At 69.5% G+C, this 15547-nt stretch carries 16 protein-coding genes; 9 read left to right on the top strand and 7 right to left on the bottom strand.

All coding sequences use genetic code 11. The annotated features are described in order from the left end of the window. Positions 1 to 291 precede the first annotated feature (291 nt). A complete protein-coding gene (locus tag FNV62_RS25000) occupies positions 292 to 1290 on the bottom strand; it encodes an inorganic phosphate transporter (protein WP_054232361.1) in 999 nt (332 codons plus the stop codon). Between the two features lie 5 nt (positions 1291 to 1295). After that, entirely contained in the window at positions 1296 to 1916 is a 621-nt protein-coding gene (locus tag FNV62_RS25005; protein WP_054232360.1) for a DUF47 domain-containing protein, read from the bottom strand. A 362-nt stretch (positions 1917 to 2278) separates the two neighbouring features. Here FNV62_RS25005 and FNV62_RS25010 point away from each other — a divergent pair, with 362 nt between their 5' ends. Beyond that, complete coding sequence (locus tag FNV62_RS25010) at positions 2279 to 2611, top strand: metal-sensitive transcriptional regulator (RefSeq protein WP_143652101.1); 333 nt, start codon at positions 2279 to 2281, stop codon at positions 2609 to 2611. A gap of 42 nt (positions 2612 to 2653) precedes the next feature. Here the strand turns inward: FNV62_RS25010 and FNV62_RS25015 are convergent, their stop codons facing one another. Next, a complete protein-coding gene (locus FNV62_RS25015; protein WP_054232359.1) occupies positions 2654 to 2839 on the bottom strand; it encodes a hypothetical protein in 186 nt (61 codons plus the stop codon). A gap of 132 nt (positions 2840 to 2971) precedes the next feature. Beyond that, positions 2972 to 3787, bottom strand: coding sequence for a hypothetical protein (locus tag FNV62_RS25020; protein WP_375336757.1), 816 nt, complete (start codon positions 3785 to 3787; stop codon positions 2972 to 2974). 141 nt (positions 3788 to 3928) lie between these two features. Here FNV62_RS25020 and FNV62_RS54665 point away from each other — a divergent pair, with 141 nt between their 5' ends. Both FNV62_RS54665 and FNV62_RS25025 read left to right on the top strand, forming a co-directional pair. Next, the gene (locus FNV62_RS54665; RefSeq protein WP_169081059.1) at positions 3929 to 4105 is read left to right on the top strand and encodes a hypothetical protein; all 177 of its coding nucleotides are present in this window, start codon (positions 3929 to 3931) and stop codon (positions 4103 to 4105) included. Between the two features lie 191 nt (positions 4106 to 4296). Beyond that, positions 4297 to 5883 (top strand): FAD-binding oxidoreductase, encoded by a 1587-nt coding sequence (locus tag FNV62_RS25025; RefSeq protein ID WP_143608548.1) that lies wholly within the window; start codon positions 4297 to 4299, stop codon positions 5881 to 5883. Positions 5884 to 6022: 139 nt separating this feature from the next. On the opposite strand, the gene FNV62_RS25030 is transcribed toward FNV62_RS25025, so the two are convergent. The 3 genes from FNV62_RS25030 to FNV62_RS25040 form a co-directional block, all read right to left on the bottom strand. Continuing rightward, on the bottom strand, positions 6023 to 6724 hold the full coding sequence (locus tag FNV62_RS25030) for a phosphatase PAP2 family protein (protein ID WP_143608550.1): 702 nt from the start codon (positions 6722 to 6724) through the stop codon (positions 6023 to 6025). A gap of 189 nt (positions 6725 to 6913) precedes the next feature. Then, complete coding sequence (locus tag FNV62_RS25035) at positions 6914 to 7921, bottom strand: NlpC/P60 family protein (protein WP_054232356.1); 1008 nt, start codon at positions 7919 to 7921, stop codon at positions 6914 to 6916. A gap of 183 nt (positions 7922 to 8104) precedes the next feature. Further along, a complete protein-coding gene (locus FNV62_RS25040) occupies positions 8105 to 8863 on the bottom strand; it encodes a trypsin-like serine peptidase (RefSeq protein WP_143627160.1) in 759 nt (252 codons plus the stop codon). A gap of 268 nt (positions 8864 to 9131) precedes the next feature. Here FNV62_RS25040 and FNV62_RS25045 point away from each other — a divergent pair, with 268 nt between their 5' ends. The 6 genes from FNV62_RS25045 (at position 9132) to FNV62_RS25070 (ending at position 15518) form a co-directional block, all read left to right on the top strand. Next, complete coding sequence (locus FNV62_RS25045; protein WP_143608552.1) at positions 9132 to 9977, top strand: helix-turn-helix domain-containing protein; 846 nt, start codon at positions 9132 to 9134, stop codon at positions 9975 to 9977. 72 nt (positions 9978 to 10049) lie between these two features. After that, positions 10050 to 10286: a DUF397 domain-containing protein gene (locus FNV62_RS25050; RefSeq protein WP_097285312.1), complete on the top strand. Its 237-nt coding sequence runs from the start codon at positions 10050 to 10052 to the stop codon at positions 10284 to 10286. Continuing rightward, a complete protein-coding gene (bla, locus tag FNV62_RS25055) occupies positions 10280 to 11182 on the top strand; it encodes a class A beta-lactamase (RefSeq protein WP_143652102.1) in 903 nt (300 codons plus the stop codon). The genes FNV62_RS25050 and bla overlap by 7 nt, the downstream gene beginning before the upstream one ends. A gap of 372 nt (positions 11183 to 11554) precedes the next feature. Then, entirely contained in the window at positions 11555 to 12931 is a 1377-nt protein-coding gene (locus tag FNV62_RS25060; protein ID WP_373559491.1) for a peptidase S8, read from the top strand. 378 nt (positions 12932 to 13309) lie between these two features. Beyond that, a complete protein-coding gene (locus FNV62_RS25065) occupies positions 13310 to 14647 on the top strand; it encodes a S53 family peptidase (RefSeq protein ID WP_143627162.1) in 1338 nt (445 codons plus the stop codon). Positions 14648 to 15209: 562 nt separating this feature from the next. Then, positions 15210 to 15518: a hypothetical protein gene (locus FNV62_RS25070; RefSeq protein ID WP_054232206.1), complete on the top strand. Its 309-nt coding sequence runs from the start codon at positions 15210 to 15212 to the stop codon at positions 15516 to 15518. Positions 15519 to 15547: the final 29 nt, after the last annotated feature.

Raw genomic sequence — 15547 nt, forward strand, 5'->3', positions numbered from 1 at the left:
CTCGGCCCGCATCTGTCAGCCCGTCCGACGCTCGAGGACAAGGCCGAAGGCGGATGCCCCGGCCCCCCGGCCTACATCTTTCAGTCTGTCCGGCGTTCAAGGACGAGGTCGGGGGCCGATGCCCCACCCACCCCGGCCCGTGTCAGTCAGCCCGTCCGGCGTTTGAGGACGAGCCCTTTGGGCGATCGGGGGTCCGGGGGCGGAGCCCCTGGCGGGGTGGAAGGGGCGGAGCCCCTGGGGATGGGTCGGGTAGGGGCGGCGGGGGCGAGAAGCGTTCGTGCGTTCGGCGTCCTACAGGAACGCCAGGTCCACGACCCAGAAGCTGGCGGCAGCCACCAGCGCCGCCGCCGGCATCGTGATGAACCACCCCAGGACGATGTTCTTGGCGACACCCCAACGAACCGCGTTCACCCGCTTCGTCGCCCCGACACCCATGATCGCCGAAGTGATGACATGCGTCGTCGAGATCGGCGCCTTGAAGAGATACGCCGTGGCGAACATGATCGACGCCCCCGTCGTCTCCGCGGCGAACCCCTGCGGCGGATCCAACTCAATGATCTTGCGCCCGAGCGTCCGCATGATGCGCCACCCACCGGCGTACGTCCCCAGCGACAGCATCACCGCACAGACGATCTTCACCCACACCGGAATCGGGTCGTCCGACTTCTGGACGTCGCCGATGACGAGCGCCATCACCACGACACCCATCGTCTTCTGGGCGTCCTGAAGACCATGCCCGAGGGCCATCCCCGCCGCGGACACCGTCTGCGCGATACGGAACCCCCGCTTGGCCTTGTGCGGATTGGCCCGCCGGAACAGCCACATGATCGCGCACATGACCAGATAGCCGACGATCAGACCGACGACCGGCGACAGGAACATCGGGATGATGACCTTGTCCACGACCCCGGACCACAGCACCCTCGTACCGCCCGCGAGCGCGGCCCCCACCAGTCCCCCGAACAACGCGTGCGAGGAGGACGACGGCAGCCCGAAGTACCAGGTGACCAGGTTCCAGACGATCGCCCCGACGAGCGCGGCGAAGAGGATCCCCATCCCCTTCGACCCCTCGGGCGTCGCGATCAGCCCCTTGCTGACGGTGTTCGCCACCCCGCTCCCGAGGAACGCACCGGCGAGGTTCATCACCGCGGCCATGGCGAGCGCGGCCCGCGGGGTCAGCGCCCGCGTGGACACCGACGTGGCGATGGCGTTCGCCGAGTCGTGGAAGCCGTTCGTGTACGTGAATCCGAGCGCGACCAGAATGGTCACGACCAGCGCAAAGGTGTCCACGGAGTTCAGGACTCCTTGACGGCGATGGTCTCCACCGTGTTCGCCACATGCTCGAACGCGTCGGCCGCTTCCTCCAGCACATCCACGATCTGCTTGAGCTTCAGGACCTCGATGGCGTCGTACTTGCCGTTGAAGAGGTGGGCGAGCAGCTTGCGGTGGATCTGGTCGGCCTGGTTCTCCAGCCGGTTGACCTCGATCCAGTACTCGGTGAGGTTGTCCATCGTCCGCAGGTTCGGCATGGCCTCGGCCGTCAGCTCGGCGGCCCGGGCCAGTACCTCGATCTGCTGTTCCACACCCTTGGGGAGCTCCTCGACCTGATACAGCACGACCAGGTCGACGGCCTCCTCCATGAAGTCCATGATGTCGTCGAGGGACGAGGCCAGGTTGTAGATGTCCTCGCGGTCGAACGGCGTGATGAAGGAGGAGTTCAGCTGGTGGAAGATCGCGTGAGTGGCGTCGTCACCGGCGTGTTCGGCGGCCCGCATGCGCTCTGCGATCTCGGCCCGGGCGGAGGCGTCCGCCCCGAGCAGTTCCATCAGGAGTTTCGAGCCCGTGACGATGTTGTCCGCGGAGGCGGAGAACATGTCGTAGAAGCTCGTCTCCCTGGGGGTCAGACGAAAGCGCACTTGGGGTCCTCGGAGTCCTTTTGTTCGGTCAGGCTGATGCTAGGCGCATCATCCGGCCACGGCTAACCGGCCGTCCCCCAGTGTCGCCCATCAGGCACAGTGATCAGCACAGGGTCCGGTCCCTGCATCCGGCAAGGGCCCTATACCCAGCAAAGTTCGTTACCATATACCCGCCAGGGGTATATATACCGGACCATCAGGAGGACGCGATGACGACCACCGAGGCCGGCGCGACGGCGCCCTCCGGCAAGGCCAAATCGGTTCAGGAGGTCCCGGACATTTCGAACACCCAGGCCCCCACCGATACCGAGGAAGTCGGGAGCGAGGACGTCGGGAGCGACGGAGCCGGGAGCCCGGACGTCGTGAGCGGTGGAGTCGAGGCCGGGGGCGTCGTGACCGAGCACGACCGCGGCATCCACGGCTACCACAAGCAGAAGGCCGAACACCTCAAGCGCCTGCGCCGCATCGAGGGCCAGATCCGCGGTCTGCAGCGGATGGTCGACGAGGACGTCTACTGCATCGACATACTCACCCAGGTCTCCGCCTCCACGAAGGCCCTCCAGTCCTTCGCGCTCCAGCTCCTCGAGGAACACCTGCGCCACTGCGTCGCGGACGCGGCCCTCAAGGGCGGCGAGGAGGTCGACGCGAAGGTCGAGGAGGCCACGAAGGCGATCGGCCGCCTGCTGCGCACATGACACAAGCACCGGGGGACACCGAAGTGCGGACGTGAAGCGGGCCTACTCCCCCGTGCCGGTCCCCCGGGTGCGCTCCTCGGCCACCTTCAGTACCTCGTCGATGCTCTCCAGGCTGAGCCGCTCCTCGTGGGCGGCCGAGGCCGCGATGATCAGGTCGCCGCACAGCTCGATCTCGGCGAGGGCCACGTGGTCCTGAACTGCCGTACCGCCGACCGGAGCCACGTGCATCACCTCTTCCTGCCGTCACCGACTTCCTAGAGTAGGGAGCGGCCTACACACCGCGCATGGCACGGAAGGGCCATTTCCAGCCCCCAACTCGTCCTCATCCACACACCGGCAGCCACGCCGACGGACGGACGTCTACGGCTCCGCGATCTTCCCCGCGAAGATGTCCTCGGGTTCCGGAAGCCGCACATGGGCGGGGACCCCGAAGTCGTACAGCAAGGTCGTCGAGGCGACCGCGACGGTGCCCTTCTGCCGCCCGTTGATGAAGCTGAACCGGTTGCGGAGCTTGCGGACACGCCCCTGGTCGTCGAGGTAGGCGTCGAACGGGACTTCGTTGGTGGCGAACCCTTTCGCCGCCGCCGCGAGTGCCTTCCGGTTCCCCCGCGAGGCGCTCCGCGCGGCGATGTCCAGGTCGGCGGTCCCGCGATAGTGCCGCACCGGTGTCCCGGCCACCTCCGTCCTCCCCATGTACGTCGCCGTCCGCGCCCCCCGCAGCAACTCCGCCGCGGCGAACGGGTCGGTGGCGCCGCCGGTCACGAGGTTCCCGTCGGAGAGGGTGGCCGTGTCGACGCGCACCCATTTGTCGGCGGGGACACCGGCACCGCGGTTCTTCATGAACAGGGCGCCCGGGGCGAGGAGTTCGGTGATCGGCCGGTGCTCGACGGCGCCCGCGGGATCCTGCGGCAGCAGCACCTTCAACTGCCCCAGCTGCTTCTTGAAGTCGTAGACACCCTGGCCGCGGATGGTGACCCGGGTCCCGCCGGTGGCCATCTCCATCGACGTACGGGTCTTGGCGCTGCCGGCGCGCTCCAGTGTGGCGGCGGCCCGGTGCAGCACCTCGACGGAGGTGATGCTTTCGCGCGCGTCCTCGGCACCGGCCCGGCCGACGGAACATCCGCCGACGCAGACCATGAGCCCCGCCATCGCGACCGCGACGACGCCCGTGCTCATCCGACTCTGCTGCTGCGCCACCATCGTCCGCCGACCCCCAGCCGGTCCGTCCCGGGCCTCCTGTCGTTCCGGTTAACGACGGGTAGGGACGGCCGTCACGCGGTGGCGATTCATTTGCTTGCCTTGGGTAACGTTGTCGGCGTGGCGCAGCAGCCGGAGGAGACCCACCCCGTCCAGGAACACCGAACGACGACGATCGAGCAGGGTCGCTTCTGTCTGGCGCGCTGCACCTGCGGCTGGCAAGGACCGGCCCGCCGCGCCCGCAGCCTGGCCCGCACCGACGCCGAGGGCCACTTGGTGAACACACCGCTCGCGTAGCGCCCCGAAAGCGGCGTGACCAACTTCTCGCCCGCCCTCAGCCGAAAAAGGCCTGGACCAGGTTCAAGATGGGGCGAGATCCGCGCGCGATCACGGTCATGTCCCGGTTCCGTCCCGCGCGCGTCCGCCGCGGAACCCCCAGGACCCGGCACACGTCTCGTCCCACGCACGGGAAGCAACGGGAGGCGCACATGCAACGGCGTACGTTCATAGGTGGCGGCGCGGCCGCACTCGCGGCGGCTGCCACGGCCGCGTGCAACGCCAAGGGCAGCGGGGGCAAGGCGGCGGCCACGGACGCGGCCGACACCTCCCTGCGGACGGCCACCACCAGCGCGGGCAAGAGCGGCACGGGCAGCGGCGTGGCCGCCCACGCCGCCGCCAACTGGACGGCCCTCGCCAAGGACCTCGACGGCTCGCTGGTCCGCCCCGGCGACCGCAGCTGGTCGACGGCCCACCAGCTGTACAACACCCGCTTCGACTCCCTGAAGCCCACCGCCGTCGCGTACGTCGCCCACGCGGACGACATCCGTACGACCATGGCCTACGCCCGCGCCCACAACATCCCGCTGTCGATCCGCAACGGCGGCCACTCCTACGCGGGCTGGTCCTCCGGAAACGGCCGGCTGATCCTGGACGTGTCCAAGCTCAACACCATCCGGGCGTCCGCGAACGAGGCGGTGGTCGGCGCCGGATCCAAGCTGATCGACGTCTACCGCGCGCTCGCCGCGAAGGGCGTCACGATCCCGGCCGGTTCCTGCCCGACCGTCGGCGTCTCCGGTCTGACCCTCGGCGGCGGCCACGGCGTGGTGTCACGGGCGTACGGCCTGACCTGCGACAGCCTCACCCAGGCGACGCTGATCACCGCGGACGGCAAGCAGGTCGTGGCGAACGCGAGCGAGAACAAGGACCTCTTCTGGGCCCTGCGCGGCGCCGGCAACGGCAACTTCGGTGTCGTCACCGAGCTGCGCTTCAAGACCCACGCCGCCCCGCAGGCCGTGTCGGCGTACATGACGTGGCCCTGGGCGAAGGCCGCCGCCGTGGTGAAGGCCTGGCAGGAGTGGGGCCCCAGCCAGCCGGACGAGATCTGGTCCTCGCTCCACCTGGAGAACGGCAGCGGCACCCCCACCGTCTCCGTCGCCGCCTTCTCCCTGGGCACCTACGGCGAACTCCAGAACGCCGTGGACCGCCTGGCCACCAGGGTCGGCGCCCCCGCGCGCAGCGTCTCGCTCAGGAAGCACTCCTACAAGGAGTCGATGGAGGCGTACGCGGGCTGCTCCTCGTTCCCCACCGAGGCCCAGTGCCATCTGCCGGGCTCGACGCCGGGCCGTTCCTCGCAGGGCGCCCTCGGCCGTGAGACGTACGCGGCCCGCTCGGACTTCTTCGACCGCTCGATCTCCGCGGCCGGCATCCAGACGCTGCTGCACCAGATCTCCTCGGTCCGCGGCGGCGCGGGCAGCATCGCGCTCACCGCACTGGGCGGTGCGGTCAACCGGGTCTCGCCGACCGCGACGGCGTTCGTGCACCGGCGTTCCCGCATGCTCGCCCAGTACATCGCCTCCTGGGGCGCCGGCGGCTCCGGCACCACGGTCCAGTCCTGGCTGACCTCCGCCCACTCGGCGATGGCCCCCTATGCCTCGGGTGCCGCCTACCAGAACTACACGGACGCGACCCTCACCAACTGGCGCAAGGCCTACTACGGCGACGCGGCGACCCGCCTGGCGGCCCTGAAGAAGCAGTACGACCCGAACCGCTTCTTCACCTTCCCCCAGTCACTCTGAGCGCCCCCGCAAGGGGCGCGAGGAACTGAGCGACCAACCCCCACGGACCCGCGGACCGGCAACCACACCCGCGATCACCCACAGACCCGCGACCACACCCAGGGGCCCGCGAGCCGGCGACCGCCACCCGGCGGAGCGTCTACGCGGCGAGGTCCGGCTCCTCGGGGCGCTCCGCCCGCGCCCCGGGAATCAGCGCCTCCTGCCCCGCATGCCCCACGCTCCGCGCCCGGATCAGCCATCCGGCGCGCGGCGAGCGCTCCACGGCCTTCATCACCGGGGTCAGCAGGGCCATGGCGAGCGGGGACAGCAGCAGGGCGACGGCGGTGCCGAGCGCGAAGCCGCCGATGACGTCCGTCGGGTAGTGCACGCCCATGTAGACCCGGCAGAAGCCTTCGAGCAGCGCGATCCCTAGCCCGGCGAGCCCGAACCTCCGGTTCGCGACGAACAGTCCGACGCCGATCGCCATGGTGAGCGTCGCGTGGTCGCTGACGAAGGAGAAGTCGGTCTTGCCACCGACCAGGACGTCGAGCCCCTGGTGGTCCACGAAGGGGCGGGGCCGCTCCACGAAGCCCCTTATCGGCACGTTCACCAGCACCGCGACGCCGGCCGCGAGGGGGGCCCAGACGAGCGCGGCCACCGACGAGGCGGCGTTCTCGTCGCCGCGCCGCCGTACGGTCCACCAGCACCACAGCACCAGCAGGACCAGGGCGAGCAGCAGCCCGTACTCGCCGACGAACTCCATGCCGCGGTCGAACCAGTGCGGCGCGTCCTTGGCGAGGCCGTTGATGTCGTACAGCAGGTCCACGTCGGGGTTCGAACCGGATTCGGCGAGTCCAGCCATGGTGCTGCGGCCCCTTCGTCGTCTTTCCGCGGGCGCAGCCTTTCGTGCGCCGCCCGATCCACCCCCGTGGTCGTAGATCGCTCTACGTCAACAGGAACGCACATTCCCCTTCAGTACGTTCCACCCTCCACCGAAAGATCACGCAGACGTTATCGAAGAGAGATACATCGCCGCAGCTCAGGGGTGGGATCAAACCGTCGTCGGCAACGCTTTCGCGCCATCTTCGGTCACGCGGGTCGCGCCGAAGTAGTCGGGGGTGTCGATGGGGTCGAAGCGGATGACGGCACCCGTTCGCGGTGCGTCGATCATGTACCCGCCACCCACATAGATACCGACGTGCCGAATGGCCCGCGAGTTGGTGAGGTCGTCGGAGAAGAACACCAGATCGCCCGGAAGCAGTTCCGCGCGCGCGGGGTGCGGTCCGGCGTTGTACTGGTCGTTGGCGACGCGCGGCAGGGTGACTCCGACGCTCTCGTACGCCGCCTTGGTCAGACCCGAGCAGTCGAAGCGCCCGCCCTGGTCAGCGGTTCCGTTGCCGCCCCACAGGTAGGGCGTGCCGAGCTTCTTCTGCGCGTAGTAGATCGCCGCGGCGGCCTGCTGAGAGGGATCCACCCGGCTCACCGGACGCGCGAAGCTCTTCGCCAGAGTCGTGATCGTCTTCACATAGTTCTGGGTCTCCTTGTACGGCGGCACGCCCCCGTACTTGATGACCGCGTAGGCCCCCGCGTTGTAAGCGGCGAGCATGTTCTCGGTGAGGTTCCCGGGCGCGTCCTTCACATAGGACGCGAGCTTGCAGTCGTAGGAGGCGGCCGACGGAATCGCGTCATTCGGGTCCCATACGTCGCGCTTGCCGTCCCCATTGCCGTCGATTCCGTGCGTGGCCCAGGTGCCGGGGATGAATTGCGCTATGCCCTCCGCCGCCGCCGGACTCTTGGCGTTCGGGTTGAATCCGCTCTCCTGATACAGCTGTGCGGCGAGCAGCGCCGGATTGATCGCGCCGCACAGATTGCCCCATTTCTGTACGAGCGTCTGGTACGCGGCCGGCACGGCGCCCTTGGCGAGCCCGACCGATCCGCCGCCGACCCCGTTGGCGAGGTTCCCGGCCACCATGTAGACGCCGACGACCAGCGCCGACGTGAAGGCGAGCCCCACCCCGGCGACGGCGGTCACCACGACCCACGTCTTACGCACCGTCAACCGCCCCTCGCCGCACGGGAGTCCGCCGGACGTCAGTCTAGAGGCGACCCCTGCGCGAGGAAACGATCACACACGACAAGAAACGGGGGCGCGAAGTGCGCCCCGAACCCCTCCCGTACGCCCCGACGCCGCCCCGTACGCCCCGACCTCGCCCCGCACACGTCGAACCCGCCCCGCGCGCCCCTAGCCGCCCTTGCGCGCCACCTTGTACAACTTCGCGGCCTCTTTCCCGAGGACGACGCTGAACGAGACGTCGTCGGTGTCCCCGCCCGCCTCGTGGCCGCCGATGACCCCGACGACCTCCCCGTCGCCGTTCACCCAGGGGCTGCCGCTGGTGCCGCCGGCGAAGGCGGGGCACTCGATGCGCTGCTGGGAGCGGCTGTGGGCGGTCGGTTTGTTCGTACAGGTGATCGGCGCGTCGAGGGTGCTGGGGTAGCCGGTGACCGTGACGGCGGTGGCCCCGGTCTCCCGCCCCGTGGCGAGGCCGTTCCCGCCGACGACGTCCTCGATGCCCTTCGCGCCCTGTTTGGCGACCTCGGCGAAGGCGACGTCACTGTCCTCGTCCTGACCGCCGGTCCAGGCGTCACCGACGAAGGTCTTCTTGACGTCCCAGATCCCGTACGGCGCCTTGCCGTCCCGATATCCCGGGGCAAACCGCAACTTTCCGCCCCCGTCAAGACAGTGTGCGGCGGTCACCAGGAGGTCCCGCCCCTCGCTGTGCACGACAGAGGCGGTGCAGAAGTGTCCGCTCAGGCCGTCACCCGCGCCGAACAAGGCGCCCACACGGGCGCTCGCCTTGTTCGTGTCGGCCTGCACGGTCACGCCGAACGGCCCGGGGCCGTCGTCGGCGGACGCCACGGACGCGGACGTGACGGCCAGCATCACGACCACGACGAACAAAGCGTTCCGCCGGTTGCCAGGGGGACGAGTGGTGCGCTTCATCGGTTCACACTCTGGCCCACGGAATTAAGAAAAACCCTGGAACCACACTGAGAATCTCCTATGAGTCACCGGTGGGAGCCAACGGAGTCACGACGGCAGGTCCACCGTACGGCCCAATCCCGGCCCTCGCACGCACACTCGACGCCCCGAACTGCCCACAGCCTGTGGACGAACACGCCGAACGGTGAACACATTCACCGGCTGGCAGGGATCGGGTTCACTATCATTCGTGCGGGCGACCGGCGACACCCAGGAGACGGAGGAGCCCGTGAGGAGCAACCCGACGGGTCGCCAACTCCGCTTCGGCGTGGAGCTGCGCAAACTCCGGGAGCGCGCGGGCCTGACCGCCACCGGGGCCGGTCGGCTCATGGGCATCAAGCAGACCCAGGTCAGCAACATGGAGGCCGGGCGCGTGGGCGTGAGCGCCGAACGGGTGCGCGCGCTCGCCCGCCACTACGGCTGCTCGGACCAGGCCCTCGTCGACGCGCTCAGCGCCATGACCACCGAGCGCTCGCGCGGCTGGTGGGAGGAGTACCGCGAGATCCTGCCCGCCGCACTGCTGGACCTCGCCGAGGTGGAGCACCACGCCGGGCGGCTGCGTACCGCGGTCACCATGCACATCCCGGGCCTGCTCCAGACCACCGATCACGCCCGTGAGCTGTTGCGGCACGTCGTGCCGGAGCTCTCACCACCGGAGATCGAGCACCGGGTGTCGTTCCGCGTCAAGCGCCAGACCGTCCTCTTCGCGGACGCCCCGACCGCTCTGGTGGCGGTCATCCACGAGGCGGCCCTGCGCATGCGGTTCGGCGGCCTCACCGTGGCCACGTCCCAGCTGCGGCACCTGCTGGACATGAGCGAGCGGGACCACATCACCCTCAGGGTGCTCCCGTTCGCCTCCGGATCCTTCCCGGGTTCCGGCCAGTCGGTCTTCTACGCCGACGGACCGGTCCCCCCGCTCGACACCGTGCGCCTCGACCAGTCCCACGGCCCGGTGTTCCTCGACGCCGAACCCCTGCTGCGGATGTACCGCGCCCTCCTCGACCGGATGGAATCGGTGTCCCTCGCCCCCGAGCACTCGCGCGACTTCATCCACAAGCTGATCCACGACCTGTGAAAAGTACCGAGATGCCCACCGCCACCCCCGCCGCCCTCCACGCCCACCTCCTCACCCCTAGGGAAGCCCCCCGTGGCTGACGTCCCCCCGGACCTCGACTGGGTCCGCGCCGCCCCGGACGACGCGACCGGACCCGGCCCCTGGATCGAACTCGCCTTCGGCGCCGACGACCTGGTCCACATCCGCGAAACCAGCGACCCCACCAACATCGTCACTACCACTCGGAAGAAGTGGGACGCCTTCGTCCTGGGCGTACAGGCGGGCGAGTTCGACCACTTCGTGGAAGGACTGGAGGACGAGAGATCTTAGGAACCACGACATCACGCCGCACCCTGCTCACCGCGGCCACCACCACCGCCGCCACCCTCGCGCTCGGCGCGGGACCGGCGTACGCGGAGGATCCCCGGCAGCGGGACACCCGCGCCAGACTGCGAGAGCTGGAGGCGCGACACGGGGCGCGGATCGGCGCGTTCGCGTACAACCTGAGGACGAAGGCCACCGTGCACCACCGCGCGGCGGAACGCTTCCCTCTCTGCTCGGTGTTCAAGACGCTCGCGGCGGCGGCCGTGCTGCGGGACCTGGACCGGCACGGGGAGACACTCGCCCGGCGCATCCACTACACGGCGGCGGACCTCGCCGGGTACTCGCCGAAGACGGGTGAGCCGGAGCACCTGGCGGGCGGCATGACTGTCGGGGAGCTGTGCGACGCGGCGATCCGCTACAGCGACAACACGGCGGCCAACCTGCTGCTCCGCGAGCTGGGCGGCCCCACGGCGATCACGCGTTTCTGCCGCTCGCTGGGGGACCCGAAGACCCGTCTGGACCGCTGGGAGCCGGAGCTGAACACGGCGGAGCCCTGGCGGGTGGAGGACACGACCACCCCGGGTGCCATCGCGGGCACCTACGCCCGGCTCGTCCTCGGCGACGCGCTCCACTACCGCGACCGTGACCGCCTGACGACGTGGCTGCTCGGCAACACCACCAGCGGCGACCGTTTCCGCGCGGGCCTGCCCGAGGACTGGACGATCGCCGACAAGACCGGCACCGGCGACTACGGCACCAGCAACGACGTGGGCATCGCCTGGACCCCGGACGGTGCCCCCGTGGCCCTCGCCGTCCTCAGCACCAAACCCGCGCAGGACGCCGCCCCCGACAGCCCTCTCGTCGCCGCCGCGGCCTCGGTCCTGGCCGCGGCCGTGGGCTGACGCGAGCCTCCGAGACAGTCGGCGACCCCCGTCGTCACTCGGCCGACGCCGCCCCCGTGTACGCCGCGTTCGTGCGATCCGCGGCCCACGGGCGGCGGCTTCCGCCATCGCCACCCGCGCCTCACCCGATGCACAGCCGATCCGCGAGACGAGTCAAGCCGACGTCAACTTCCAGCCATCAAGGGGCCATTGAGGGGTAACCCGATCACCCGGGTTCGGTAAGGCGGAAGTCAGAATTCCAGATCACTCTTGTTTGTCGCGTACTCAACAAGCGAGTGTCTACGCGGGTCACACGGCCCGGCCGCCGGGGACACCGCACCGACGGCAACAGCACCCGCACCGCCCCTGTCACCCTCTCTCAGGAGCTGTACGTTGCGTACTACACCCCCCATACCCCCCACGTCCCCCACACCCGGCAACAGATCGGCCGCGCGCACCAACTGGCGCCGCCTGGGCTCCGCGGCCGCCGCCACCGCCGCCCTCCTGGTGGCCGGTTTCGGCACCGCCGTCGACGCGAGCGCGGCGGCCGGCACGACCGCGACGAAGACCGTCGTGAGCAAGAGCACCGCCGCCAAGGCCGGTTCCACCAAGGTCACCTGGACCCGTTCCTGCGCCGAGCCCAAGAAGAAGGGGGAGATGGCCTGCAACGCGCTGCGCGTGACCGGCGGCACGACCGCCTTCATGCAGGCCAACGCCCACGCGAACGCCGTCACCCCCAAGGCCGCCGCCGACTCCCCCACCGGCTACGGCCCCAGCGACCTCCAGGACGCCTACGGCCTGACCGACGCCGCCGCCTCCAACGGCTCGGGCGAGACCATCGCGATCGTCGACGCCTACGACGACCCGAACGCGGCCTCCGACCTCGCCGCGTACCGCTCGTACTACGGCCTGTCGGCCTGCACCACGGCCAACGGCTGCTTCAAGAAGGTCAGCCAGACGGGCTCGACGACCTCCCTGCCCTCCGCCGACAGCGGCTGGGCCGGTGAGATCTCGCTCGACCTCGACATGGCCAGCGCCGTCTGCCCCAACTGCAACATCACGCTGGTCGAGGCGAAGTCCTCCTCCATGGCCAACCTCGGCACCGCGGTGAACGAGGCGGTCAAGCTCGGCGCGAAGTACGTCTCCAACAGCTACGGCGGCTCGGAGTCCTCCTCCGACACCTCCTACGACAGCTCGTACTTCAACCACCCGGGCGTCGCCATCACGGTCAGCGCGGGTGACTCCGGCTACGGCGCCGAGTACCCGGCCGCCTCCAAGTACGTGACCTCCGTCGGCGGCACCGCCCTCTCCTCGAGTTCCAACAGCCGCGGCTGGACCGAGAAGGTGTGGAACACCAGCAGCACCGAGGGCACCGGCTCCGGCTGCTCCTCCTACGACGCGAAGCCGACCTGGCAGACCGACACCTCCTGCTCGAAGCGCATGATCGCGGACGTCTCGGCCGTCGCCGACCCGGCCACCGGCGTCTCGGTCTACGACACCTACGGCGACGGCACCGGCTGGGTCACCTACGGCGGCACCAGCGCCTCCTCGCCGATCATCGCGGCCGTGTACGCCCTGGCCGGCACCCCGTCCAGCGGCTCGTACCCGGCGCAGTTCCCGTACGGCTCGGCCGGCACGTCCGCGCTCAACGACGTGACGTCGGGCAGCAACGGCTCCTGCTCCACGAGCTACTTCTGCACCGCCAGGTCGGGCTACGACGGCCCGACCGGCTGGGGCACCCCGGAGGGAGTCTCGGCCTTCACCGGCTGATCGCATCACCCTCCGCACGGCACGGAGCCGCCGGGCGACGGACTGAGTGGGGATCCACCGGCGGTGCCCGAGACGGGCCGCGGCAGCCTGCCGCGGCCCGTTCGCCATCACGTCCACCCGGTCGGAAACTTTGGTAAATCCCTTGACCTGGCTGTGAGTTGCGTCAAGTTGCGCTCAGCCGCAGTCCATCGAGCGGCCATCGAGGAGTAACGCGGCGGCCTCGTTCAGTAATGCGGAAGTCAGGATTCCAGACGGCTCTTGTTGTCACGTACTCAACAAGAGGATGGTCATCGGCGGGCCGCTCGGCCCTCCGCCGGGGACACCGCACCGGCGGCGCACCCGCACTGCCCCTGTCAAACACTCTCAGGAGGCTGTCCGTTGCGTACCTCGAATCCCCAAGAGCCTGCCAGACCCGCCGTACGCGGCAGGTGGCGCCGTATCGGCGCGGCCGCCGTCGGCACCGCGGCTCTCGTCCTCGCCGGCTTCGGCGCCGCGGGCCCCGCGAGCGCCGCCCCGGCCGCCAAGGCCACCCCAGCTGCCACCTCCACCTCCTCCAAGGTGACGTGGAGCCCGGCCTGTTCCACCCCCGCGAAGGGCCGGATGGCCTGCAAGGCGCTGCGGGTCACCGGCGGCACGACCGCCTTCCAGAAGGCCAACGCCCACGCGGACGCCGTCACTCCGAAGGCCGCCGACGCCGCCACCCCGTCCGGGTACGGGCCGAGCAACCTCCAGAGCGCCTACGGCCTGACCTCCGCCGCCGCCTCCAACGGCTCGGGCGAGACCATCGCGATCGTCGACGCGTACAACGACCCGAACGCCGAGGCGGACCTCGCCAAGTACCGCTCGTACTACGGCCTGTCGGCCTGCACCACGGCCAACGGCTGCTTCAAGAAGGTCAGTCAGACCGGCTCGACGACCTCCCTGCCCTCCAGTGACGCCGGCTGGTCCGAGGAGATCTCCCTCGACGTCGACATGGCCAGCGCCATCTGCCCGAACTGCAACATCCTGCTCGTCGAGGCCACCTCCGCCACCATGGCCAACCTCGGCAAGGCGGTGAACGAGGCCGTCACCCTGGGCGCGAAGTACGTCTCCAACAGCTACGGCGGCTCGGAGTCCTCCTCCGACACCTCCTACGACACCTCGTACTTCAACCACCCCGGCGTCGCCATCACCGTCTCCGCGGGAGACTCCGGCTACGGCGCCGAGTACCCGGCCGCCTCCAAGTACGTGACCTCCGTCGGCGGCACCGCCCTGTCCACCAGCTCCAACAGCCGCGGCTGGACCGAGAGCGTCTGGGAGACCAGCAGCACCGAGGGCACCGGCTCCGGCTGCTCCTCCTACGACGCGAAGCCGACCTGGCAGACGGACACGGGCTGCTCGAAGCGGACCATCGCCGATGTCTCGGCCGTCGCCGACCCGGCCACCGGCGTCTCGGTCTACGACTCCTACGGGGTCACGGCCGGCTGGTACACCTTCGGTGGCACGAGCGCGTCCTCGCCGATCATCGCCGGTGTGTACGCCCTCGGCGGCACCCCCTCCAGCGGCTCCTACCCGGCGTCCTTCCCCTACGCGTCGGCCGGCACCTCGGCCCTCAACGACGTCACCTCCGGCAGCAACGGCAGCTGCGGCTCCAGCTATCTGTGCACCGCCAAGTCGGGCTACGACGGCCCGACCGGCTGGGGCACCCCGGAGGGAGTCTCGGCCTTCACCGGCTGACCCGCCGGAGACACGGAAAACCCCCGAAAGCACGGGAAAGCGGGGGGAACTGCCGGGGAGGACGTGGGGATCCTCCGGCAGTGCGGGGAACGGGCCGCGGCAACCAGCCGCGGCCCGTTTCCGTGCGCCACGGCGACGGGGATAGCCTTCGGGGCAGCGGCCGTGCGTCCACATCGGGCGGACGCGCGACCCGGAGAACATCGGCTCGACGACCCGTCAGAAACACGACGGGCACGCAGGGATGCTGCGAGGAGCGGTGGGGTGACCACCCCGCACTCGTCGTAGAAGGGGTTAACGACGGAACCACACGACAGGTTCCGGTTCGACTTCATTGCCCGGCGTGACCAGCCGTGATACACAGAGTGACCATACGACTCTTTGCATACCGTCGCACGCCTCCCGAAAGGGGCCCGCGTACGCCGGTGACAAGGGATTCGTACGAAAACCGCCAATCAATGACGCCAAGTCGACATACGACAGCGGCATTGTCGGCGAGAATGGGCCCGACCTCTGCGCACAGTGGCAGGGGGTGCAGAACTACCCACTAGGGGCGGTGACTTACATGCTTTTCGCAGCCGACAAGGGCGACATCACCACAATCATCGGCGGAATCGCCCCGGACTGGGGTCCCTTCGGCAGCCTGGGCAACGAGGCCAAGACGATGATCCAGGTCGTGATGGCCGTCGCCATCCTGCTCTGCCTCGGGATCGCGATCTGGGGAGCGGCGAAGCAACGCATCGGAGCAACGGCGCTCCGCGACACCTTCAGCGCCGAACAGGGCAAGGGTCTGATCATCGCGGGCCTCACCGGGGTCTTCATCATCGGCTCCCTCGGCACGCTCTTCACCATCGTGTACGGCATGGCCGTCTAGCTTCGGCCGGGCACCCGGCTCCTCACCTC

The organism is Streptomyces sp. RLB3-17 (assembly GCF_007113425.2).
Classification (GTDB): Bacteria; Actinomycetota; Actinomycetes; order Streptomycetales; family Streptomycetaceae; genus Streptomyces; species Streptomyces mirabilis_D.

Excerpts from the sequence above, each read along its gene's own strand:
- FNV62_RS25015 (WP_054232359.1), bottom strand. The coding sequence starts at position 2,839 with ATGCACGTGGCTCCGGTCGGCGGTACGGCAGTTCAGGACCACGTGGCC.
- FNV62_RS25020 (WP_375336757.1), bottom strand. The coding sequence starts at position 3,787 with ATGAGCACGGGCGTCGTCGCGGTCGCGATGGCGGGGCTCATGGTCTGC.
- FNV62_RS25025 (WP_143608548.1), top strand. The coding sequence starts at position 4,297 with ATGCAACGGCGTACGTTCATAGGTGGCGGCGCGGCCGCACTCGCGGCG.
- FNV62_RS25030 (WP_143608550.1), bottom strand. The coding sequence starts at position 6,724 with ATGGCTGGACTCGCCGAATCCGGTTCGAACCCCGACGTGGACCTGCTG.
- FNV62_RS25040 (WP_143627160.1), bottom strand. The coding sequence starts at position 8,863 with ATGAAGCGCACCACTCGTCCCCCTGGCAACCGGCGGAACGCTTTGTTC.
- FNV62_RS25070 (WP_054232206.1), top strand. The coding sequence starts at position 15,210 with ATGCTTTTCGCAGCCGACAAGGGCGACATCACCACAATCATCGGCGGA.